Source organism: Microbispora rosea, from assembly GCF_900156315.1.
Classification (GTDB): Bacteria; Actinomycetota; Actinomycetes; order Streptosporangiales; family Streptosporangiaceae; genus Microbispora; species Microbispora rosea.
The window spans coordinates 92,789-115,042 of the sequence record NZ_FTNI01000008.1; the positions used below are offsets into that span (position 1 = coordinate 92,789).

Annotated in this window: 20 protein-coding genes; 9 read left to right on the top strand and 11 right to left on the bottom strand. The window is 71.9% G+C overall.

The genetic code is table 11. From position 1 onward, the window contains the following. Positions 1–3: 3 nt before the first annotated feature. From BXA11_RS13725 to nucS, 4 genes are all read right to left on the bottom strand, one after another. On the bottom strand, positions 4–1,440 hold the full coding sequence (locus BXA11_RS13725; protein ID WP_159454775.1) for a sensor histidine kinase: 1,437 nt from the start codon (positions 1,438–1,440) through the stop codon (positions 4–6). Further along, a complete protein-coding gene (locus BXA11_RS13730) occupies positions 1,398–2,174 on the bottom strand; it encodes an ABC transporter permease (protein WP_239105003.1) in 777 nt (258 codons plus the stop codon). The genes BXA11_RS13725 and BXA11_RS13730 overlap by 43 nt, the downstream gene beginning before the upstream one ends. 219 nt (positions 2,175–2,393) lie before the next feature. Further along, complete coding sequence (locus BXA11_RS13735) at positions 2,394–3,218, bottom strand: ABC transporter ATP-binding protein (protein ID WP_030510477.1); 825 nt, start codon at positions 3,216–3,218, stop codon at positions 2,394–2,396. A gap of 100 nt (positions 3,219–3,318) precedes the next feature. After that, positions 3,319–3,993, bottom strand: coding sequence for an endonuclease NucS (gene nucS, locus BXA11_RS13740; RefSeq protein WP_076434841.1), 675 nt, complete (start codon positions 3,991–3,993; stop codon positions 3,319–3,321). Between the two features lie 209 nt (positions 3,994–4,202). Here nucS and BXA11_RS13745 point away from each other — a divergent pair, with 209 nt between their 5' ends. The 3 genes from BXA11_RS13745 (at position 4,203) to BXA11_RS13755 (ending at position 6,104) form a co-directional block, all read left to right on the top strand. Beyond that, the gene (locus tag BXA11_RS13745) at positions 4,203–4,529 is read left to right on the top strand and encodes an ATP/GTP-binding protein (RefSeq protein ID WP_342201618.1); all 327 of its coding nucleotides are present in this window, start codon (positions 4,203–4,205) and stop codon (positions 4,527–4,529) included. A gap of 20 nt (positions 4,530–4,549) precedes the next feature. Continuing rightward, on the top strand, positions 4,550–5,254 hold the full coding sequence (locus BXA11_RS13750; protein ID WP_076434842.1) for an alpha/beta hydrolase: 705 nt from the start codon (positions 4,550–4,552) through the stop codon (positions 5,252–5,254). A gap of 79 nt (positions 5,255–5,333) precedes the next feature. Continuing rightward, positions 5,334–6,104: an alpha/beta fold hydrolase gene (locus BXA11_RS13755; RefSeq protein WP_030510473.1), complete on the top strand. Its 771-nt coding sequence runs from the start codon at positions 5,334–5,336 to the stop codon at positions 6,102–6,104. Between the two features lie 108 nt (positions 6,105–6,212). On the opposite strand, the gene BXA11_RS13760 is transcribed toward BXA11_RS13755, so the two are convergent. Both BXA11_RS13760 and mce read right to left on the bottom strand, forming a co-directional pair. Continuing rightward, on the bottom strand, positions 6,213–7,514 hold the full coding sequence (locus BXA11_RS13760) for a DivIVA domain-containing protein (RefSeq protein ID WP_030510472.1): 1,302 nt from the start codon (positions 7,512–7,514) through the stop codon (positions 6,213–6,215). 181 nt (positions 7,515–7,695) lie between these two features. Next, a complete protein-coding gene (gene mce, locus BXA11_RS13765) occupies positions 7,696–8,118 on the bottom strand; it encodes a methylmalonyl-CoA epimerase (RefSeq protein WP_030510471.1) in 423 nt (140 codons plus the stop codon). Between the two features lie 105 nt (positions 8,119–8,223). On the opposite strand from mce, the gene BXA11_RS13770 reads away from it, so the two are divergent. Then, positions 8,224–9,417, top strand: a complete 1,194-nt coding sequence (locus BXA11_RS13770) for an acetyl-CoA C-acetyltransferase (protein ID WP_076434843.1) — start codon at positions 8,224–8,226, stop codon at positions 9,415–9,417. Positions 9,418–9,429: 12 nt separating this feature from the next. Further along, positions 9,430–10,443 (top strand): methylmalonyl Co-A mutase-associated GTPase MeaB, encoded by a 1,014-nt coding sequence (gene meaB / locus BXA11_RS13775; protein ID WP_076434844.1) that lies wholly within the window; start codon positions 9,430–9,432, stop codon positions 10,441–10,443. Between the two features lie 123 nt (positions 10,444–10,566). Here meaB and BXA11_RS13780 read toward each other — a convergent pair whose 3' ends face one another. Both BXA11_RS13780 and BXA11_RS13785 read right to left on the bottom strand, forming a co-directional pair. Beyond that, positions 10,567–11,289: a DUF4230 domain-containing protein gene (locus BXA11_RS13780; RefSeq protein WP_239105002.1), complete on the bottom strand. Its 723-nt coding sequence runs from the start codon at positions 11,287–11,289 to the stop codon at positions 10,567–10,569. Positions 11,290–11,685: 396 nt separating this feature from the next. Continuing rightward, positions 11,686–13,818: a hypothetical protein gene (locus BXA11_RS13785; RefSeq protein ID WP_143734249.1), complete on the bottom strand. Its 2,133-nt coding sequence runs from the start codon at positions 13,816–13,818 to the stop codon at positions 11,686–11,688. A gap of 381 nt (positions 13,819–14,199) precedes the next feature. Here BXA11_RS13785 and BXA11_RS13790 point away from each other — a divergent pair, with 381 nt between their 5' ends. Beyond that, complete coding sequence (locus BXA11_RS13790; protein WP_051762351.1) at positions 14,200–14,745, top strand: MarR family winged helix-turn-helix transcriptional regulator; 546 nt, start codon at positions 14,200–14,202, stop codon at positions 14,743–14,745. Positions 14,746–15,016: 271 nt separating this feature from the next. On the opposite strand, the gene BXA11_RS13795 is transcribed toward BXA11_RS13790, so the two are convergent. Continuing rightward, complete coding sequence (locus BXA11_RS13795; protein ID WP_239105001.1) at positions 15,017–16,747, bottom strand: S8 family peptidase; 1,731 nt, start codon at positions 16,745–16,747, stop codon at positions 15,017–15,019. A gap of 196 nt (positions 16,748–16,943) precedes the next feature. On the opposite strand from BXA11_RS13795, the gene icmA reads away from it, so the two are divergent. After that, positions 16,944–18,626, top strand: coding sequence for a coenzyme B12-dependent isobutyryl-CoA mutase large subunit (gene icmA / locus BXA11_RS13800; RefSeq protein ID WP_076434846.1), 1,683 nt, complete (start codon positions 16,944–16,946; stop codon positions 18,624–18,626). Here the strand turns inward: icmA and BXA11_RS13805 are convergent. Continuing rightward, positions 18,623–20,014 (bottom strand): pyridoxal phosphate-dependent decarboxylase family protein, encoded by a 1,392-nt coding sequence (locus tag BXA11_RS13805; RefSeq protein WP_083744214.1) that lies wholly within the window; start codon positions 20,012–20,014, stop codon positions 18,623–18,625. The genes icmA and BXA11_RS13805 overlap by 4 nt on opposite strands. 66 nt (positions 20,015–20,080) lie before the next feature. Between BXA11_RS13805 and BXA11_RS13810 the strand changes: the two genes are divergently transcribed. After that, positions 20,081–20,548 carry an Lrp/AsnC family transcriptional regulator gene (locus BXA11_RS13810; RefSeq protein ID WP_197042839.1) on the top strand — a complete coding sequence of 156 codons (468 nt, stop codon included), beginning with the start codon at positions 20,081–20,083 and terminating at the stop codon, positions 20,546–20,548. 36 nt (positions 20,549–20,584) lie between these two features. On the opposite strand, the gene BXA11_RS13815 is transcribed toward BXA11_RS13810, so the two are convergent. After that, the gene (locus tag BXA11_RS13815) at positions 20,585–21,091 is read right to left on the bottom strand and encodes a DinB family protein (RefSeq protein WP_030510945.1); all 507 of its coding nucleotides are present in this window, start codon (positions 21,089–21,091) and stop codon (positions 20,585–20,587) included. A 129-nt stretch (positions 21,092–21,220) separates the two neighbouring features. Here BXA11_RS13815 and BXA11_RS13820 point away from each other — a divergent pair, with 129 nt between their 5' ends. Further along, on the top strand, positions 21,221–22,138 hold the full coding sequence (locus BXA11_RS13820) for a tetratricopeptide repeat protein (RefSeq protein ID WP_076434847.1): 918 nt from the start codon (positions 21,221–21,223) through the stop codon (positions 22,136–22,138). The last annotated feature ends 116 nt before the right edge of the window (positions 22,139–22,254 follow it).

Below are 22,254 nucleotides of genomic sequence, written 5' to 3' on the forward strand. Positions count from 1 at the left end.
GGGTCACACTCCGGGCTCGGTGGGGTGGGCGTCGGCTGTTACCGCGGCAGGCGGCGTACGGGCGGGAGGGACGGAGGCCGGTCCCGCGGCGGCTGCCGCCGCGGTCGCCGTCGCCCCGGGAAGAGTGGCCCCGGGAAGAGTGGCGCCGGGGAGAGTGGCGCCGGGGAGAGTGGCGCCGGGACGGGCCGGGCCGCTCGGCAGGGCGACCTCCAGGAGGGTGCCCGCGCCGGGCGAGCTCGTCACCGTCACGGAACCGCCGGCCTGCTCGACGCGAGCGCGCATTCCGCGCAGGCCGTACCCGGGGGTGGCCGCGGTGTCGAAGCCGCGCCCGTCGTCGCGGACCCCCAGGGCGACCGACTCCGGCCGGTAGGCCACCGTGACCTCGGCCCGGCCCGCCTCCGCGTGCCTGCGTACGTTGGCCAGGGCCTCCTGGGTCGCCCGGAGCAGCACGACCTCCGCCGGGCGGGGTAGCGGCCGCGGCTCGCCGGTGACAGAGAAGCCTGTGACGATCCCGGTCTCCTCACCGAGCCGGTCGGTCAGCCGGAGCAACGCCTCGTCCAGGCTGGGTCCGTCGAGCGGGGCCGGGCTGAGTGCGCTGATCAGGGCTCGGGCCTCGGCCAGGTTCTCCCGCGCGGTCCGTACGGCCAGCGCCAGGTGGCGGGACGGGTCCGGCTGCGCCTCGGCCGCCTGGAGCAGCATGATGATGCTGGTGAACCCTTGAGCCAGGGTGTCATGGATCTCCCCGGCCAGGCGCTCCCGCTCGGCCATGGCTCCGTGCTCGGTCGAGAGCCGGGCCACCTCGGCCCGCTGGGCCTCCAGTTCATGGATGAGCGCGGCCCGCTCCTCGCTCTGCTCCATGATCCGCTCCATCCAGATGCCGAAGAGCGAAGAAAAGAAGATCACAGTGATGATGATGGTCAGGAAGTTGAACGAGCTTCGCTGGTCCTCCTGCACCACGTAGCGCACGGCCAGGGGCAGGTTCAGCGCGATCAGGCCGACGATCGCCCAGCGCGCCCGCAGCACCATGAAGCACTGCGAGCAGAGCCCGAAGAGCGCTATCGACGCCGATGGCTCGATGAGCACGGCCGGGGTGAACAACGCGACGAGCAGGACGATGTAGACGACCCCCCGGCGCCGGTCGCCGTTCCTGATCGCGGGCCGGCCGAACAACAGGTAGAGCAGGGGGATCGCGGCCAGCGACCCGGCGGCGAGGATCCGCTGCCACGGGGGGAGGTCCTCCACCGCGATGAACACGGCCGGGAGCAAGGTCGAGACGGCGAGCAGCAGCTCCCAGCCGAGCCGCCGGTGCCATACATGCGGCCCGGCCGGGTCCCGGCTCTTACGGGTGAACAGGCGGATGGGCCGCGCGCGGCGGTGCGGCCCTTCCGCCGGTCCGCTCAACCGTCGCGCCGCCCCTTCCAGCGGAAGGTCGTCAGGCACAGCACCAGCCCTCCAACGAGCCAGGCGCCCAGGACGAGGGCGACCCGGCCAAGTTCGTACGATTTGGCGAGCTCCAGTGTGGCACCGGCGTCACCGAGGAAGACCGATCGGAAACCCTGGCACATCCACTTGAGCGGGAAAAACGAGGCGATCCGCGCCAGCGTGTCGGGAAGCTGGCTGAGCGGGATGAACACCCCTGAGATGAACTGCAGCACCACGAACGGCATCGTGATCACCGCGGCCGCGCTCTTGCCGGATCTGGGCAGGCTGCTGACCGCGACGCCGAGCAGCGACGACCCCAGCACTCCGAGCACGAACACCCAGGCGAAGGTCAGCCAGCTCGATGCGGCGGAGGGCAGCTCCAGGTCGAACATCGCCACCCCTATGGCCAGCAGGATGGCCACCTGGAGGAAGGACACGAGCAGCGTGTTCAGCGCCTTGCCGATGAAGTACGCCGCGGGCGGCATCGGCGTCCCGGCCAGCCGCTTGAGCGTGCCGTCCTCCCGGTCCATGGCGATGCCGATGCCGAGGTTCTGGAAACCGGTCATGGTGGCCGAGCCGATGAGTCCGGCCACGTAGAGCTGGGAGACGCTCAGCCCGGTTCCCTCCATCTGGTCGGAGAAGATCGACCCGAAGATCATTAGCAGGATGATCGGGAACGAGAAGGTGAACAGGACCGCGTCCTTCTCCCGGAAGAACATCCTCGTCTCCAGGGCCGCCCGGGACAGTCCCACGCGGAGAGTGGAAGGCATTCGGGCGGGGGCGGCCGTCGCGGCCCTCGGTGCGGCGATTTCGGTCATGGCAGTCAGCAGTCCTCGGCTGTATGGGGGGCCGGCGGGATCGACCACCGGCGGGAGGGAAGAAGGGGCCCGTCCTACGCGGGAGTACGCATACCTCGGGTGAGCCGGGAGGAGTCGCCGCCGGGCGGGCGGGCGGCTGTGCCCGGCGGCGACTCAGCCCTCGATGAGGCGGAGGTAGATGTCCTCCAGAGAGGGCCGGATCACGGCCAGCTCGGGGATCTCGCCGTCGAAGCGGCGGCTCAGCTCCAGCACGGTCTTCGTCGGAGTGTCGGTCTCCTCTGAACCGCCGGCCCAGTGGACCGTGGCCTTGGCGGTGGCCCGTCCGCCCAGGGTCGCGGGCGTGCCTTCTGCGACGATCCGGCCGCGGGCCACCACCGCCACCCGGTTGGCCAGCGCCTCGGCCTCGTCCAGGTAGTGGGTGGTCAGCACGATCGTGGTCCCCTGGTGGGCCAGGTCCTGGATCAGCTCCCAGAACCGGCGGCGCGCCTCCGGGTCGAAGCCTGTGGTCGGCTCGTCCAGGAACAGCAGCTCCGGGTTGCCGATCACGCCCAGAGCCACGTCCATCCGGCGCCGCTGGCCGCCGGACAACTGCCTGATCCGCTTGCCCGCCTTGTCGGTCAGGCCGACCCGCTCGATCACCTCGTCCGGGTCCGCCGGGTTCGGGTAGTAGCCCGCGAAGTGCCGGATCGTCTCCCGCACGGTCGCCTCGGCCACGTCGTTGGCCGTCTGGAGCACCACGCCGATCCGGGACCGCCACTCGCGCGTCGGCCGGCCCGGGTCGGTGCCCAGGACGCTCACCTCACCGGCGTCCCGGCGCCGGTAGCCCTCCAGGATCTCCACCGTGGTGGACTTCCCGGCTCCGTTGGGGCCGAGGATCGCGAACACCTCGCCCGCCCGGATGTCGAGGTCGATGCCGCCGACCGCCTGCACGTCGCCGTAGCGCTTGGCCAGCCCGCGCACTCTCACCGCTGTCGTCATGACTCAAGATTCGCGTCCGTGCGGCTCGTGGAACACCAACGGCCGGTGGACTCGGTTGTCCTCCTTTCGGAGGACAACCGGCGGGGGGCACGGGCCGGGATCAGAACAGGGTCGGGTTCTCCGGCTCGATGCCGCGCAGGGCGTCGTAGTCGAGCGTCACGCAGTCGATGCCGCGGTCGGCGGCGAGCACGCGGGCCTGCGGCTTGATCTCCTGCGCCGCGAATATCCCCTTGACCGGGGCCAGGCGCGGGTCGCGGTTGAGCAGTTCGAGGTAGCGGGTGAGCTGCTCCACACCGTCGATGTCGCCGCGCCGCTTGATCTCCACGGCGACCGCGCCGCCGAGGTGGTCGCGGCAGAGGATGTCCACGGGGCCGATGGCGGTCATGTACTCCCTGCGCACCAGCGTCCAGCCGTCCCCGAGCGTGGTGATGTGCTCGGCGAGCAGCTCCTGCAGGTGCGCCTCGACGCCGTCCTTGCGCAGGCCCGGATCGACGCCCAGCTCGTGGCTGGAGTCGTGCAGGACCTCCTCGATCGTCAGCACGAGCTTCTCACCGGTCTTGCCGTGCACGACCGACCAGGTGAGCACGCCGTCGATCGTCTCCTCGCGGACCTTGCAGGGAGGGTTCATCCAGTTCAGGGGTTTGTACGCCCGGTCGTCCGCATGAATGGAGACCGAGCCGTCCGCCTTCATCAGGATGAGCCGGGGGGCCATGGGGAGATGGGCGGTGAGCCGTCCCACATAATCCACGCTGCACCGCGCGATGACCAGCCGCATGTGCGCCAACCCTACCGGGGTTACGGAGGTCCGGCGGCGTTCTGGGACACTGTCCGGCATGGCGCGGACGTCGAAGGCGCTCGGAGCCGCCGGGCCCGGGGGCTCGTCACGGCCCGCGTGCCGGGGCATCCGCGCGTACGCCGCTCGAGCCGGTGCTGGAAGAATGGGCCGTCATCTCCCGTTCTGCCTGACATGAACCCCCCGGAAGGATGCCTGCCGTGAGTCCCCGCCGTGCCCGCCGCCGCGGCCCGTTCGAACGTCCGGACGGCAGTGCCGTACGGCCGATGGGCCCCCAGGTGGCCGGGGTGGACCGCGTGGAGAGCGCGCACGACGGCGAGTGGGTCGTCCGCAACGTCTCCGGGGCCGCCCAGGGCAAGGCGTACCGGTGCCCGGGGTGCGAGCAGGAGATCAGGCCCGGGCTGCCGCATGTGGTGAGTTGGCCGGCCTGGTCCGGGGGAGAGGACGAGCGGCGGCACTGGCACACCACGTGCTGGCGCAACCGGGCCAACCGCGGTCCGGGCCGCAGCCGTTACTGACACGAGCTTTCGGAGTGGGAATGGACATCAGGGCGTCCACGGTGCTGCCTGCCCGGCGCGAGGACATCGAGCTGCAGACGGCCGACGGGCTGACCCTCGTCGGCGAGGTGGCCGTGCCGGAGAGCCGGCCACCGGTGGCGACGCTGGTCTGCCTGCATCCCCTGCCCACCCACGGCGGGATGATGGACAGCCACGTGCTGCGTAAGGCCTCCTACCGGCTGCCCGCGCTCGCCGACATCGCGGTGCTGCGCTTCAACACCCGCGGCACGACCTCCGACCGGGGCACCTCCCAGGGGTCCTTCGACGGCGGCGAGGCGGAGCGGTGGGACGTCGCCGCCGCCCTGGAGTACGCCGACTTCCACGACCTGCCGAATCCCTGGCTCGTCGGCTGGTCGTTCGGCACGGAGCTGGCGCTGAAGTGGGGCCGGGACCCGATCGTGCGGGGCGCGATCCTGCTGTCGCCGCCGCTGAAGCGGGCCGGTGAGAAGGACCTCGTCGCCTGGGGCGAGTTCGGCCGCCCTCTGGTGGCCCTGGTGCCGGAGCACGACGACTACCTGCAGCCGGAAGAGGCCGTACACCGGTTCGCGGCGGCGCCGCAGGCGGAGGTCGTCGGCGTGGAGGGGGCCAAGCACCTGTGGGTCGGCGAGCCGTACGTGCGGATCGTGCTGAACGAGATCGTCAAGCGCGTGAACCCGCCCGCCGCGCCGCTGCCGACCACGGTCTGAGCGCGACGGGGCGGGCCGCTGGGGTCGCGAATCGGTGACGAACGGCGGCGGCGGGCGCGCGGCGCGTTACCGTGACCTGATGCAGCTCTACTCGCGTTCCGCCGGGAGCGGCCTGCCAGTCGTCCTGCTCCACGCGTTCCCCCTGTCCTCCGCGATGTGGCTCGCCCAGCGCGAGGGTCTCGCGCCGGTCTGCCGGGTGATCACCCCGGACCTGCGCGGCTTCGGTGGCACGATGCTCGGTGACGACGAGCCCTCGGTCGACCTCATGGCCGACGACGTGGCGCACCTGCTCGACCAGGAAGGTGTCGACCGCGCCGTGGTCGGCGGCCTTTCCATGGGCGGCTATGTGGCGATGGCGCTGTGCCGCCGCCACCCGGACCGCGTACGCGGCCTGATCCTCGCCGACACCAAGGCCCAGGCCGACCCCGAGCCGGCCAGGGCGAACAGGGAGCGGATCGCCGCGGCGGTCCTGGAGAGCGGCACGGGCGTCCTCGTGACCGAGTCGCTGCCCCCGATGCTCGGCGCGACCACCAAGGAGCGCAGGGGGATGGTGCTCGGGCGCGTCCGCGGGCTCGTCCAGGCGGCGCCGCCCGCGGCCGTCGCGTGGGCCCAGCGGGCGATGGCCGCGCGGCCCGACGCGTTCGGCACGTTGCGGTCCCTGGCCGTGCCGGCGCTGGTCGTGGTGGGCGACGAGGACGAGCTGTCGCCGCTGCCGGACGCCCAGGCCATGGCGGAGGCCATCCCGCAGGCGCGGCTCGCCGTCATCGAGAAGGCGGGTCACCTGTCCGCCATCGAGCAGCCCGAGTCGTTCAACCGCGTCGTCGCGGAGTTCGTCAAGTCCCTCGACTGAGCCGGAGGTCCCCGGTCGGGCCGGGGGCGGAGTGCGGACATGAGAACGGGGCCCGGCGGTGCCGGGCCCCGTTCGTTCAGCCGTCAGACTCCCCGATTGCGCCAGTGACTACTCCTGCCACCACTCCGCGTCGTCGTCGCTCTTGGTGGAGCTGATCGGCTCGACGGCCGGGGTGGCGGGTACGGACGGCTTCTCCACGACCGGCGGAGCCGACAGGGCCGGCTTCGGCGGGGCCGCGGTGACGGGCGCCGGCTCCGGGTCCATGCCCGGCAGCGGGGCGCCGCCGAGCAGCTGGCGGAGCTGGGCGAGGTGGCTGGTGATGCTGTCGCGCTGGCGGGTGAGCTCGTCCACCTGGCGCTGCATCGACGTACGGGTGCGCTCGGCCTCGTTCTTGGCCTCGGTCACGATCGTGTCGGCGCTGGTCTTGGCGTCGGCCACAAGCTGGTCGGCGTTCTTGCGGGCGTTGGCCAGCAGCTGCTTGGCGTGGGTGTCGGCCTCGCGGCGGGTCTGCTCGGCCTGCTGCGTGGCCTTGGCGGCCCGCTGCTCGGCGGTGGCGGCGCGCTGCTCGGCCTCGGCGACCAGCTTCTGGGTGTTGGCCTGGGCGGTGGCGTGCCGCTCGGCCTCCTGGCGCTCGGCGTCCTCGCGGCGGGCGGCGAGCTGGATCTCGAACTCCGCCTCGTCCTGGGCGCGCTTGGCCTCCGACTCCTCCAGGATCCGCTGCGCCTGAGCCCGCATCTCGTCCGCCTGACGCTTGGCGGTGGTGAGCACCTCGTCGCGCTCGCGCTTGGTGGAGGCCCGCAGCTGGGCCACCTCGCGCTCGGTCGTGGTGCGCAGCTTGGCGATCTCGCGCTCGGCGTCGGCCCGCTTCTCCGCGACCTCGTGGTCGGCGGTGGCGCGGATCTTGGCGACCTCGCGCTCGGTGGTGGCGGTCAGCTCGTCGGACTCACGCCTGGCCGTCGACCGGATCTCCTCCGCGTCGCGCTCGGCGGTGCTGCGCATCTCCTCGGCCTCGCGCGCCGCCAGCGCCCGCTTCTCCGCCGCCTCGTTCTCCGCTGCCGCCCGCAGGTCGGCGGCGTCCACCTTGGCGGCGGCGCGGATCTCGTTCGCCTCCGACCGGGCCGCCTGGACGAGCTCGGTGGCCTGCTCCTCCGCGAGCCTGAGCAACTGCTCGATGCGGGCGCCGAGACCAGAGTACGTCGGCCGCTCCTGCTCCTGGAGCTGGCGCTGCGAGTCGGACAGCTCCCGCTGAAGAGCGCCGACCTGTTCCTTGGCCTGACGCAATTCGGTGTCGAGGGTCTTCAGGTGGTCGTGGACCTGGTGCCGGTCATAACCCCGGAGCACCACGTCGAATTCGCGAGATGGGGCGTCCTCGAAGAAGTTGTTGAGCTGGGCGTCGATGTCGGACTGCATGAGGCTCGATCCTGGTTGTCGAGACGGCTACAGGGGCCGGACGGGGGGTCGGTTCCGAGGCGGGGAAGCCGGTTTGGCGTCCACGTCCGGTGGTACGCCAGCGTACTCCGGTACTGCCGCCTTGGAGGCCCCCTCCGACTTTCTGCGCGACTTGTTACGTATGAACGTTTCTTGCGTTTGCCTAGCGCCTGGACGTCTCGACGAGCTCGGTGAGAACCCCTCCCACGTCCTTAGGATGCAGGAACGCGATCGAGGCTCCCATCGACCCGTGCCTGGGCCGCTCGTCGATCAGGCGCACGCCCTTCGCCCCGATCTCCTCCAGGGCCTTGGTGACGTCCGCCACGCCGTACCCGATATGATGCACGCCCTCGCCCCGCTTGGCGAGGAACTTGCCCACCGCTGTGTCGGGGTGCAGGGGTTCGAGAAGCTGGACATAAGACGCGCCCTGGTCGCCGTCGGCAACGTGCAGCATGGCCTCGCGGACGCCCTGTTCCTCGTTCACCTCCCGGCTGACGACGGTCAGGCCGAAGACGGACTCGTAGAACTCGATCTTTTCTTCCAGGTTGTGGCAGGCCACGCCCACGTGATCGATCCGCAGCAGCATCGCCGTCTCCCTTCGCCGTTAGCGTGCCGCCGCCCGCTCCCGGGCGGCCGTCCTACTCATGGGTATGGTGACACCGTCGCCCCGATCTCGTAGTGGAGGGTCTCAATGTCTGGTTCCGTCATCGTCGCCGGAGCACGCACACCGATCGGACGGCTCCTCGGCTCGCTCTCCGACCTGTCCGCCGCCGAACTGGGCGGGATCGCGATCAAGGCAGCGCTGGAGCGCGCGGGTGTCTCCCCCGACCAGGTCCAGTACGTGATCATGGGGCAGGTGCTCCAGGCCGGGGCCGGCCAGATCCCCTCGCGCCAGGCGGCGGTCAAGGCCGGCATCCCCATGACCGTGCCCTCCCTCACCATCAACAAGGTCTGCCTGTCGGGCCTCGACGCGATCGCGCTGGCCGACCAGCTCATCCGGGCGGGGGAGTTCGACGTTGTCGTCGCGGGCGGCATGGAGTCGATGACCAACGCGCCGCACCTGCTGCCCGGTCTGCGCAAGGGCGTGAAGTACGGCAGCACCGGGATCCTGGACGCGATGGCCTACGACGGGCTCACCGACGCGTTCGACCAGATCGCGATGGGGGAGTCGACCGAGCGGCACAACGCCAGGCTCGGCCTGACCCGGGAGGAGCAGGACGAGTTCTCCGCGCGGTCGCACCAGCGCGCCGCCGAGGCGACGGAGAAGGGCCTGTTCGACGACGAGATCGTTCCGGTGCCGCTGCCGCAGCGCAAAGGTGATCCCGTGCTGTTCTCCGCCGACGAGGGCATCCGCAAGGACACCACGGCCGAGACCCTGGCGAAGCTGCGGCCGGCGTTCACCAAGGACGGCACCATCACGGCCGGGTCGGCCTCCCAGATCTCCGACGGCGCCGTCGCCGTGGTCGTGATGTCGAAGGCCAAGGCAGAGGAGTTGGGCCTCGAATGGCTGGCCGAGATCGGCGCGCACGGCAACGTGGCCGGGCCCGACAACTCGCTGCAGTCCCAGCCCGCCAACGCCATCAAGCAGGCGCTGGCCAAGCAGGGGCTGACCGCCGGCGAGCTCGACCTGCTGGAGATCAACGAGGCCTTCGCCCAGGTCGTGCTGCAGTCGGTGAAGGAGCTCGGCGTCCCGCTCGACAAGGTCAACGTCAACGGCGGCGGCATCGCGCTCGGCCACCCGATCGGTGCGTCCGGCGCCCGGATCGTGCTGACGCTGGCCCACGAGCTGAAGAGGCGCGGCGGCGGCCTCGGCGCGGCCGGCCTGTGCGGCGGCGGCGGCCAGGGCGACGCGCTGATCATCCGGGTTCCCGCGTCCGGCGCCTGATCGGAGTCGCAGGTGGACGTCCGTGAGCTTGTCGGCCAGGCGCGGCAGGGCCGGCCGCGCGCGGTGGCGCGGCTGATCTCGCTGGTGGAGAACGCCGTCGAAAACGCCGAAAACGCCGCGCAGGCCGGTGTTTCCGCCGGGGGAGACCGGGCGGCGTCCGCGGCGTCGAGCCGCGCGCTGCGCGAGGCGATGGCCGAGCTCGCCACCGGCGGCGCCCGGCCGCGCCCCGCCAGGGTCATCGGCCTGACCGGCTCTCCCGGCGTCGGCAAGTCGACCTCGACCGGCATGCTCATCCGGGCGTTCCGCAGGCGCGGAAGCACGGTGGGGGTGCTGGCGGTCGATCCGTCCAGCCCGTTCACCGGCGGCGCCCTGCTCGGCGACCGCGTACGCATGCAGGACCATGCGACCGACCCCGGCGTCTTCATTCGCAGCATGTCGAGCCGGGGGCACCTGGGTGGGCTCGCGTGGGCCACGCCGCAGGCGCTGCGCGTGCTGGAGGCCGCCGGGTGCGACGTGATCCTCGTCGAGACGGTCGGCGTCGGGCAGGCCGAGGTGGAGATCGCCCGCCTGGCCGACACGACCGTCGTCATCCTCGCGCCGGGCATGGGCGACGGCGTGCAGGCCGCCAAGGCGGGCATCCTCGAGGTCGCCGACGTCCTGGTGGTGAACAAGGCCGACCGCGACGGCGTCCAGACGACCGTGCGGGAGCTGCGGAACATGACGGGCCTCGTAGAGACGCCCTGGCGGCCCCCGATCGTCACGACCGTCGCCTCCAAGGGCGAGGGCGCGGACGACCTGCTGGCCGCGCTGGACAAGCACCAGGCATACCTGGAGGAGTCCGGCGAGGCCCGCAGGCGGCGGCTGGCCAGGGCGCGCGACGAGATCGAGGCCATCGCGCTGGCCCAGCTCCGGTCGCGCTTCGCCGTGCTCCACGGTGACCGCCTCGACGCGCTCGCCGAGCGGCTGCTCGGCGCGGAGACCGACCCCTACGCCGCCGCCGACGACCTCATCGCCGCCCTGCGTTGAGTTGCGACCGTGCGCTGAGGCGCCGGGCCGTGCAGTGGCGCCGGTCTGCGCTGAGGCATCGGGCCGCTACGGTGCCGGACCGAGCCCGGCCCGTACGGCTCTCGCGTCGCGGCGGCCGACGGGTCAGGGCTCACCGGTGTATTTGACCGTGACCCTCGTGAAGCCGAGGGACTTCAGCATGCCCTCCAGCATGGCCTTGGAGTTCTGGTCGGCCCGGGAACGCAGATCGCCGGCGGCGGCGGCATCGGCGATCTTGCGTTCGGCCAGCACGTAGAGCTCCTGCTGGTTCTGGGGAGACGACGACAGGAAGTCGGAGATCCGGTCGAAGATGCCCCGCTCCTGCGCGAAGACGTACGACCGCTTGTTGTCGAGGTTGGGTTTCTCCAGCTCGGCGTGCGGCAGCCGCACCGTCACCGCCGTGCGGTCGGGGGAGACCGTGAAGGCGTCCTTGGGCAGCGTGGAGAAGTCCACGTAGGCGTCCACGGTGCCGGCGCCCACGAAGAGCGTGCGGGAGCCCTTGATCGCGTCCGGGAGGAACTTGGCGTCCTTCTCCAGGTCGACGATGACCTGGAAGTCGCCGGTCGCGGCCTCGAAGCGGCTCAGGTTCTGCACCGAACGGAGCAGCGCGGGCCCGCTGCGGTCGATGGTCTGCTCGCCCAGCGGATTGAGCCAGGACAAGGTCAGCCGGGCGCCGACCACGAGCAGCAGGACCACGAACAGCAGGCCGGCGAGCACCCGCCACCCGCGCCGGGAGCGGGGGGCGGGGGCCCCGGCGCTCGCCGTGGCGTCGGTGGCGGCGGCGCCGGAGTCGGCCGGCGCGAACGAGGGACGGGTCTGACGGTCCACGGGGGGAATCTTCCCGGTATTCCCGGGATCTCACGCACGACAAGATCATTTCTGTTCACAGGGCATGCTTCGGACATCCCAAACCTGCCTTTTATACGGACCGATGGCCGGACAAGCCTCCGCGGCAGCGCTCACGCCCCGATTGGTGACGGCCGGGTTTCCGCCGCCACGCTCACGCCCGCGGCGGTGTCCGGGCGGGTGCCCGCTCCACGTTCACGCCGCTCCACGTTCACGCCGCGCCAGCGGATTTCCGCCGCCACACGCACGCCCGGCCCGGTGCCCGGGCGCGGGACTGCCCGCAGGTCCTGCGGCCTGCCGCGCCGGCCCGGTTCTGCCCCGCGCGAGGGGACCATGCGGGCGGGGCGGCTGCTCGTCCTCGCTCTCCAGGTGCGGGCACTATGCGGCGGGCGCCAGGAGCGTGCCGGGTACGCCCATAACGCCGGGGTCGTCCTCGGAGCTCGCGTCGCGGGCGTCGCTTTCGCCAGTGGCAGGCGGGGCAGAGTCCGCGTGACCGCCGGCTCGACCGCTGTCAGGCCCCCCGGATTGCGCGGTGCGTCCGGAGCGCCCGTCGTGCCCGTCCCGGCCGGGAACCGTGCCGCCGGACCGACGGCGGCCTGGCCGGTGGTCCTGGACGGCCGAGGGGCTCGCGCCGGGCCGTGCCTGCGGGCCGGGACCCGAGCGGCCGGCGCGGTCCTGGGCGGGTGAAGGGCTCGCACCGACGCCGCCCGGGCGTGCCTGCGCACCGGAAGCACCGGAAGCGCCGGGAGCGCCGGCACCGGGCCTTTCCTGCGTGCCCGGCCGGTCAGGAAATGCGGGGTCACCGGGCCGGCCGGCCCTTCCCGGCCGCCAGGGGTGCGGCGACCGCCCGGGGACCGGGGCCCAGGGACGGCCTCTCCGGGAGACTTCGCGGTTCGGCATGTCCCACCGGCCCGGATAACCCGGGCGGCCCATCGGACCCTGACCCGTCGGACTCTGACCCGTCGGACTCTGACCCGTCGGACTCTGACCCGTCGGACTCTGACCCGTCGGGCCCTGCCCGGCGGGGCCTTGACCAACGGTGCCCTGGCCCGCGGGACTCGCGGCGGGAGACGGCCACACGGGGGCGGCCGGACTCGGGCTGATCCAACCCGGACCGATCTCGCCGCCGCGCGGGTCCGAGCCCGGCTCCCAGCCGGTGCCGGGGCCGGTCGGCATGCCGGTGGCGACGGCCATACCCGAAGGAGACGGCTCCACCGGATAGCCCGGCGCGTACCCGGGGGTGGGGTTCACCGGATAACCCGACGCGACGGGGACGGCGGGATGGGTGCCGCCGCCGAAGTGCTTCGCCTGCAGGCCGCAGGAGACGAAGTCGGAGTAGAACATGCGCAGCCAGTCGTGCCGCTGGGCGTTGCTCAGCTCGGAGAACCAGAGGGCCGCCTCGCGGTGCTCGCGCAAGGGTCCCCCGGGCAGCGAGACGTCCCGCAGCCAGGCGATGACGATGGCCCGGTAGCCCGCGGCCAGGGTTCCCGGGCACGGGTGGGCCAGACGGTCGAGGAAATCGGCGGCCGCCCGCTGGGCGTACCCGGACCCGAGGCCGTCGATGTGCACGACGACCACTCCCGGCCCCGCGGAGTCGTCCTCGCCGTACTCCCGTTGCTCGACCCGCTTGAAGGCGGCCGGCGTGCCGTCCAGCTTTATCGCGAGCGTGGTGAACACGGTGGCGAGCTCGGCCAGGCCACCGCGCAGCGACGGATGCACGCAGACGCTGATCGGCCATTCCTGGCAGACGAGGCGTTCGCTCACCGTCATCGTCTGCGGCACGGTGACGAGCCGGGCGGCGCCGGTCCCGGCGGCCAGCACGGCGATCACCGCGGCGGCCAGCGCCAGCGTCCGCCGGGTCACCAGGGCCACCCATCCGAGGAACAGCGCGGTGCTGAGTCCCAGCAGCCACAGCGTCTGGTCCGCGTAGGCGGTCTCGCTGACGCCGGAGAGCAGGTCGTACGGCTCCCTTGTGGCGGGCGTGAGCCGGTCGGCCCAGTTGGGCCCGGTGGCCAGCCATGTGAACAGCCCGAACGTCCCGGCTCCCGCGATCAGTGGGACGACGACGACCGGCACGAGCCAGCCGAGGATCCAGCCGATCACGACGTACAGTCCCAGCCCGGCGACGGACATCGCGAGACCGCCGGGCAGCGGCGGCCCGCCCTGCCCGGTCAGCGCGGCGCGCAGCCCGAGCAGCAGCACGGTGGCCCCGAAGGAGCCGGTGACGACCGCGATGATCGACAGCGGCGCCCTGGCGGCCCGCCACGGCGTCAGGACACGGCCCTTCTCCGCGCGGCGCCTGCGGAACGCGACCCAGGCCGCGAACGCGGCTCCGAGCGGCCCCGTCAGGCGCAGCGAGCCGATGACGGCCGCCACTATGTCGTCCCAGTCCATGAAACCGGGAATGAGGACGCTCCACGCGGCGACGAGCGCGAGCACGAACAGCACGGTCGCCGCGACCAGCGCGCCGTGTCTCAGCTCTCCGCGTGAACCGCCCCTATGCTCACCCACAGCAGGGCGCGGCCCCTGGCCACGCCGCAGAAGTCCGGCGCGCATGCGGCGCCGGGACAGCGATGCTGTCCATTGAGAATCTCCCCCGTGTCTGTGTGAGCGGTGCGCGCGAACCCACGCCGTTCCCCGTGGCGCTGGTTCGTTCGGCCGGCCTCGCCTCGCCCGCCGTCGGACGCGTCTCCCCGCGGACCCCCGTCCGCGAGACGTCCTCTAGCAGACGGGGTTCCCCGTGCCGCCGGGTTTGCCGCCGCCTCACCTTTCGACGTGGCAACCATAACGGAGCGTGACCCGTACGGGGGGAGTTCTGGGGTCAAGGAATGAATCCGGTTACGCTCGGTGCACTGGTCGATCTTGGCCGGCGTCGCGCTACCGTATAACGCTGTGTCCGTTCCGCCCAGCTCAGAGCCATCGCCCACGGGTGGCCCCCGGCCGCTCAAGCTCCCGTTCGACCCGATCGAGCGGGCGGCCGAGACGTGGCGTTCGACGTTCGGGCCGTCGTCCGCCATGGCGGCCGTCACTTCGATCATGAGAGCCCATCAGATCCTGCTGGCGCAACTGGACACGCTGCTCAAGCCGTACGACCTGACCTTCGCCCGTTATGAGGCGCTCGTGCTGCTCACGTTCAGCCGGGCCGGGTCGCTGCCGCTGTCGAAGATCGGTGAGCGGCTGATGGTGCACCCGACGAGCGTGACCAACACCGTGGACCGCCTCGAACGGGCCGGCCTGGTCCGCCGCATGCGCAACCCGCGGGACGGCCGCGGCGTGCTCGCCGAGATCACCGGCGAGGGCCGGGACATCGTGCGGCGGGCCACGGCCGACCTGATGAACGCGGGTTTCTGCATGGGCATGTACGACGACGCCGAGTTGGACGAGATGTTCGGCCTGCTCAGGACCCTGCGCGTCGCCGCGGGCGACTTCAGCTCCTGACGCGGCCCGGGGAATCGGACGCGGGCCGGCATCGCGAACGGAGCCCCGGACGAGGGCCGGCAGTTCGGGCGCGGCCGAGGCCTTGTCCAGCGCGGTGCTCGGGTCGCTCGTGAGCGCGGTCACCACGTACGTCCTGCCGTCGGCGGTTCGCCGCGGCCGGGTGGGCCGGTGGCGCACCGCCGCACGGGGGTGCGCCACCGGCCTGCGCTGATTGAGCCTGCGCTGATTGAGAAGGGGGCAGGCGCACGGGTGCGCCTGCGGTCAGCTCGGCTCAGTGGCCGACGGCGCGCAGGGCGTCGACGATGCCCCTGCCGTAGAAGCCGTTGTCGTCGGCGGTGCCCTCACAGGTGTGCGTGGCGGTCGCCGTGGTGCCGTCCGGCAGGTGGCGGGTGTAGGTGTAGGCGGGCGGGTTCGGGCAGGCCGTCCTGGTAGCCGTTCCCTTGAGGATCGCCTCCACCTTGTCGGGGTCCATCGTCAGGCCGTCGTGGGCGCGGTCGTGCTTGCCGTACCGGCTGACGATCAGCGCCGCGACGCCGGCCGCGCGCGGCGAGGCCATCGAGGTGCCCTGCAGGTACTGGTAGTAGGCGCAGACCGAGCCCTTGCAGTCCTTCACCACGTACGGCACCGTCGGGTCGCCGTTCTCGTCGATCTCGCCGTTGGCGACGGCGAGCGCCTTGGGATAGGCCGAGAGCGTGGCCTTGGTGATGTCCCTCGTGTTGCCGGTGGTGTCGTAGACGTCGCCACCGGGCGAGGCCACGTCGACGTAGCCGTTGCCGTAGCTGGAGTAGTACGCCTTCCGCTTGCTGACGCCGGTGGCGGAGACCGAGATCACGTGCTCGGCCTCACTCGGGAGTGAAACGCAGGCCGCGGGGACGGTCCGGGACCTGGAGGCCTGGCCGGGGAAGGTGGCGTAGTCGGGGCTGCTGCCGTCGACGTTCGTCTTGGTGTAGTCGATCGCCTCGTTGCCCGCCGCGCTGACGAGCGTCACGCCCCGCGCGTGGGCGTAGTCGATCGCCCGCTGGGTGGCGGCGACGTACAGCCGCTGCTGGGCCTGCTCCTCGGGGCTGTCGGCCGGGTTGTCGGCGCAGTTGAACAGCCACGGGTCGATGTAGTAGCTCATGTTGACCACGTCGACCCCGATGTCGCCGGCGTAGGTGAGGGCGTCGACGGTGGGCTGGAGGAAGAAGTAGCCCGAGTCCTGGCCGGCCCGAAGGTTCACGATCGTCACCTTCGGCGCGACGCCCGAGATGCCCAGCTTGTTGATGGGCGCGGCGATCGACGAGGCGACGTGGGTTCCGTGGCCGTCCTCGTCCACGTCGTTCGGGTCGGTGCAGGAGCCGTCGGGGTCCTCCTCGCACTTGCCGTCGATCACGGCGCCGTTGGCGTCGGCGGGCAGGTCGACGGTGAAGTTCCGGCTCAGCCTGCGGTCGAAGTTGGGCGCGATGTCGGGGTGCGAGCCGTCGACGCCGGTGTCGAGGATGCCGACGAGGACGCGCTTGTCGCCCTGCTCGAACCTGTGGGCCTGGTCCGCGTGGATCTGCTTCATGTCCCACTGCAGGTCGGCCAGCGGCTCGTCCTTGACGTTGCGCCCCCACTTGAAGGGTTTGCCGCCCCGGCCCTCCTTCTCCACGGCGTCGGTCTTGGCGGCCCGCTCCACGGCCTTCTTCGCGGCGGCGGACGCCTTGGCGTCGTCGGGCGCGCTGCCGATCGTCTGGTTGCGGGCGACCCCTTCGACGGCCGCGGAGCCCTGCAGCGCGCCGGCGAAGTCGGGGTTGGCGGTGCTGACCGTGGCCAGCCCGATCTGCGTGTTCACCTTGATCACGCTGCCGCCCGCCGCTTCGATCGCCTTCTGGGCGTCCGCGGCGGCCGCGCCTTCCCTGTACAGGACCACGTATTCGGTCTGGGCCGCAGGCCCGGCGGCCGGGGGTTCGGCCTGCGCGGGTGTGGCGAGGGGTGCCGCCACCATCGCCGCGGTCGCGACGACGACTGTCAAGCGCTTCACATCCACCTCCGTGTGGACTTCAAGGGCGCTGACCATGTTTGAAGATTTCCCGGCTCTGTCAAAGGTCCGTGACAATTCGCGACCAACGTGTGACATGACGGCCGTGGGGGCGGGGAGTCAACAGGGGATTGGTGGTGGCCTGATTTAGTAGGACGTCCTAGTATCTTCTCGGAGAGTGAGACACGGGGAGGGACGCATGGAGCCGGACGCGACGGGCGCCGAGTCGGTCGAGGCGGGCAGGGCCCGCTGGCAGGCGCGATACGACGCCGCCTTCAAACGGGACCGTGAGTTCCGCACCCTGTCGGGGCTGGAGGTGGACCCCGTCTACGGGCCGCCCGGGGACGACCCCGGGTTCGAGCGCATCGGCTGGCCGGGGGAGTTCCCCTTCACCCGCGGCCTGTACGCCACCGGCTACCGCGGCCGTCCCTGGACCATCCGGCAGTTCGCCGGGTTCGGCAACGCCACGCAGACCAACGAGCGCTACAAGATGATCCTCGGCGCCGGGGGCGGCGGTCTGTCGGTGGCGTTCGACATGCCGACGCTGATGGGCCGCGACTCCGACGACTCCCGCTCGCTCGGCGAGGTGGGCCACTGCGGCGTGGCGATCGACTCGGCCCTCGACATGGACCTGCTGTTCGACGGCATCCCGCTCGGCGAGGTCACCACGTCGATGACCATCAGCGGGCCCGCCGTACCGATCTTCTGCATGTACGTGGTCGCGGCCGAGCGGCAGGGCGTGCCGGTGGGCAAGCTGAACGGCACCCTGCAGACCGACATCTTCAAGGAGTACATCGCCCAGAAGGAGTGGCTGTTCGCCCCCGAGCCGCACCTGCGGCTGATCGGTGACCTGATGGAGTTCTGCGCCGCCGAGATCCCCGCGTACAAGCCGCTGTCGGTGTCGGGTTACCACATCCGCGAGGCGGGGGCCACGGCCGCGCAGGAGCTGGCCTTCACGCTCGCCGACGGCTTCGGCTACGTCGAGCTCGGCCTGTCGCGCGGGCTTGACGTGGACGTGTTCGCGCCAGGACTGTCGTTCTTCTTCGACGCGCACATCGACTTCTTCGAGGAGATCGCGAAGTTCCGCGCCGCGCGGCGCATCTGGGCCCGGTGGATGCGCGACGTGTACGGCGCGCGCACCGAGAAGGCGCAGTGGCTGCGCTTCCACACGCAGACGGCGGGGGTGTCGCTGACCGCGCAGCAGCCGGACAACAACATCGTCCGCACCGCGATCGAGGCGCTGGCGGCCGTGCTCGGCGGCACCAACTCGCTGCACACCAACGCGCTGGACGAGGTGCTCGCGCTGCCGTCGGAGAAGGCCGCCGAGATCGCGCTGCGCACCCAGCAGGTGATCATGGAGGAGACGGAGGTCGTCAACGTCGTCGACCCGCTGGGCGGCTCCTGGTACGTCGAGGCGCTGACCGACCGGCTGGAGGCCGAGGCGGAGAAGACCTTCGGGAAGATCCGGGAGATGGGCGGCGACGGCACGATGACCGCCGGCATCCTGCGGGGCATCGAGGACGGCTGGTTCATGTCCGAGATCGCCGAGTCGGCCTTCGACTACCAGCGCAAGCTGGAGAAGGGCGACAAGCGGATCGTCGGCGTGAACTGCCACACCGCGAGCGTGGAGGAGCCGCTGGAGATCCTGCGGATCAGCCACGAGGTCGAGGTCGAGCAGCGCAGGGTGCTGGCCGGGCGGCGCGCCGCGCGGGACCGGGAGGCCGTCGACGCGGCGCTGGCCGCCCTGCGGGCCGCCGCCAAGGGCGCCGACAACATGATCCCGCCCATGCTGGAGGCCGTACGGGCCGAGGCCACGCTGGGTGAGATCTGCGACGTCCTGCGCGAGGAGTGGGGCACCTACTCCGAGCCCGCCGCCTTCTAGGCGTCCCCGAGCGCGGCGATGCGGTCGAGGAGGGACTCCAGGGTCTTGTCGTCGGTGGCGGGGGCGATGACCGTCACCCGCAGGTGGCGAACGCCCCCGACCTCGGCCGAGGTCAGGTGGAAGGAGCCCTCCTCCAGCAGGGTCTCGCGGATCTCGGCCTGGTCGCCGTCGCCGTAACGGAAGCAGACGATGTTGCTCTCCGGCTCGTACGGGCAGTGGAAGCCGGGCCGCTCGCGGGCCAGCTCCCAGAAGCGGTGCGCGGCGGCGTACCGCTCCGCCACGTGCTCGCCGAGGCCCCGCTCGCCCCGCCAGGCGAGGTTGAGGAACACCTTCAGCCCGAGCGCGGCCTTGGAGCACTCCACCGTCCTGCCGATCAGGTCGAACCCCTGGTCGCCGTAGAACAGGTAGCTGGCCCGCTGCCGGAACGCCGCGTCGAGGTCGCCCTCACGCCGGACGAGCACGGCCGCCACGAGGCCGGAGGTGCGCAGCATCTTGTGCGCGTCCCAGATGACGGAGTCGGCCAGCTCCACGCCGTCGAGCAGGTGGCGGTGCTCCTCGCTGAGCAGCGCCGACGCGCCGTGCGCGCCGTCCACGTGGAACCACAGGTCGTGCTCGGCGCAGAACTCGCCGATGGGCCGCAGGTCGTCGTACAGGCCGGTGCCGGTGGCGCAGGCGGCCGCGACCAGGGCCATCGGCCTGCGCCCGGCCCGCCGCGCCCGGTCGAGCCCCTCGGGCAGCCGGGTCACGTCGATCCTGCCCAGGTCGTCCACGTCGAGCGGTACGACCGCGCGCTCGCCGAGGCCGAGGATGGCCGCCGCCCGGGTGACCGAGTAGTGCGCCGAGGGCGGCGCGAGGAGGGCGAGATCGCCGGGCACGCCATCGGTCCACGCGTCCGGTGCGGCGGCGGCCCGCGCGGCGAGCAGCGCGGTCAGGTTGGCCAGCGACCCGCCGTGGGTGAGCACCCCGCCGCCTTCGGGAAAGCCGACTTTGGCGAGCATCCAGCGCAGCACCTCGAACTCGACGGTCGCCGCCGCGGCGCCCATCTCGTAGATCGCCATCGGGTTGTTGATCGCCCCGTGGACGAAGTCGGCCAGCGCGGCGGGGAAGTCGGGCGCGGCCGTCTGATGGGCGAGGTAGGCCGGATGGTGCAGCCGCGTGCCCTCCACCAGGTAGGTGTCGAGCCACTCCTGGTAGCTCTCCGGGGTCATGCCGCCCTCCCGGATCCAGCGGGCGAGCCCGAGCCGCCCGGCCAGCTCCCCGGGCGGTCTGCGGCGGATCACCGGCGCCGTCCCGTCCTGGCTCTCCCGGACGTACGCGGCGAGGCCCTGGACGGTCATCTCGGCGGCGTGGACGAAGTCGTCGATATCCCAGGCGTGATTCGGGGTCATACCGCGATGATGGCCTCAGTGGACGCTCGTTCGCCATATTCACCGAATCGACCAAGGAAAGAGGCCGTGAGCGCCGAACTGGATTCGACCGACAGGAAGATCCTGGAGCTGCTGCAGAAGGACGCGCGGCTGCCCAACAAGGATCTCGCCGAGCACGTCGGCGTCGCCCCCTCCACCGCTCTCGAACGCGTACGGTCGCTGCGCCGGCGCGGCCTGATCACGGCCTTCCGCGCGGAGGTCGACACCCAGGCGCTCGGACGGCCGCTGGAGGCGCTGCTGGCGCTGCGCGTGCGGCCCCACACGAGTCAGCTGGTGGACCCGCTGCGGGCGTTCGTGCTCGGGCTCCCCGAGACGATCGCGCTGTTCCACGTGGCCGGCCCGCAGGACTTCCTGGTGCATGTCGCGGTGCCCGACGCCGACCACCTGCACCGCCTGGTCCTCGAACGCATCCTGGTCCGCCAGGAGATCGTCCATCTGGAGACGACGCTGATCTTCCGTACCGAGCGCAGGACCGTCCAGGGCCCGGTGAGCTGAGGAGACGGGCCGGCCGAAGGGCGGTGACGGCCGGCCTCAGACGCCCACGGTCCCGTCGACGCCCTCGCGCAGGAAGTCGGCGTGGCCGTTGTGCCGGGCGTACTCATGGATCATGTGCAGCATCACCAGCCGCAGCGACACCTCCTCGTCCCACCGGGGCGCGTAGGCGACGACGTCGAGCGACTCCGCCGCGCGCTCGATCCTGCGGGAGTGCTCGACCTCCGCCTGCCAGGCGGCGAAGGCCTCCGCGCCGGTGGACCCGCTCGGGTCGTACGCCGCCTGGTAGTCGTCCTCCTCCGACCAGACGAGCGGCACGTCCTCCTTGCCGATCACCCGGCGGAACCACGCGCGTTCGACCTCGGCCATGTGCCTGACCAGGCCGAGCAGCGTGAGCGTCGACGGCGGCATCGACCTGCGGCGCAGCTCCTCGTCCGACAGCCCGTCGCATTTCAGTGCGAGCGTGGCCCGGTGGTAGTCGAGGAACGCCCGGAGCATCTCGCGCTCACCGGCGACGCTCGGCGGGCCGATGCGTTCCACTGCCATGTCCTGCTCCTTCTATATGGCGATTTGTGCGCCGTTCACCCTACGACGGGCGCCGGCTCGCCCCGATCACCGGAGGAATGGGGCGGGGATCGCACGGATCACGCGGGCGCGTACGGCAGGATTGGGGGTATGGCAGCGGAGTTCTCTCGACCTGGATCGCTCTACGGCGCCGTGGACCTCGGCGCGCGCAAGCAGGCACTCGAGGCCCAGGCGCGGCGTGAGGCCGCCGGGCCGTCCGGAGCCGCCTCGGCGGACGTCATCGAGGTGACCTCGGCCACCTTCAACGCCGAGGTGGTGGAGCGCTCCCTGAGCGTCCCCGTCATCGTCGAGGCGACGGTGACCAGGGCCGAGCAGGTCCGGCAGTTCAGCGGCGTGATGGAGAAGCTGGCCGCGGAGGCGGCGGGCTCGTGGGTGCTGGCCAGGGTGGACGTGGAGGCCGACCCGCAGCTCGCCCAGGCGCTGCGGATGCGCGCGGTGCCCACCGTCTATCTGGCCTTCCAGGGGCAGCTCATGCCCCTGTTCGAGGGCCCACTGCCGGAGTCGCAGCTCCGGCAGGCGTTGGCGCAGGTGTTCGAGCAGCTCGGCGTGGAGCCGGCCGACGCGCTGGGCGAGGACCAGCCCGACGAGCCGCCGGTGGACCCCGAGCTCCTGGCGGCCGAGCAGGCCGTGGAGAAGGGCGACCTGGACGCCGCGGCCGCGGCCTTCGAGCGCCTCCTGGCGCGGTCGCCGTCGGACGAGGGCGCGAAGATCGGCCTCGCCGGGGTCGGGCTGCTGCGGCGCACGCAGGACCTCGACCCGGCCGACGTGCTGCGCCGGGCCGCGGAGAGTCAGGACGACGTGGACGCGCAGACCCAGGCCGCCGACGTGGAGATGGTCAGCGGGCAGGTGGACGAGGCGTTCGACCGGCTGGTCGCGCTCGTACGGCGCGCCCGGGGCGCCGACAGGGACAAGGCGCGGGTTCATCTGCTGGGGCTGTTCGACGCGCTGCCCGCAGACGACCCGTCCGTCACGCGGGCGCGCAGGGCGCTGGCCAGCGCGCTTTTCTGACCGGTTCCCGCCCGCGCCCGCCCGCCCCCTGCGGCACGGCGGCGCGCGGGCCGGGCACGACGGGTGGCGGGACGGCACGGACACGGGCTGAAACACCCCGCGGGGGATGGCACGAT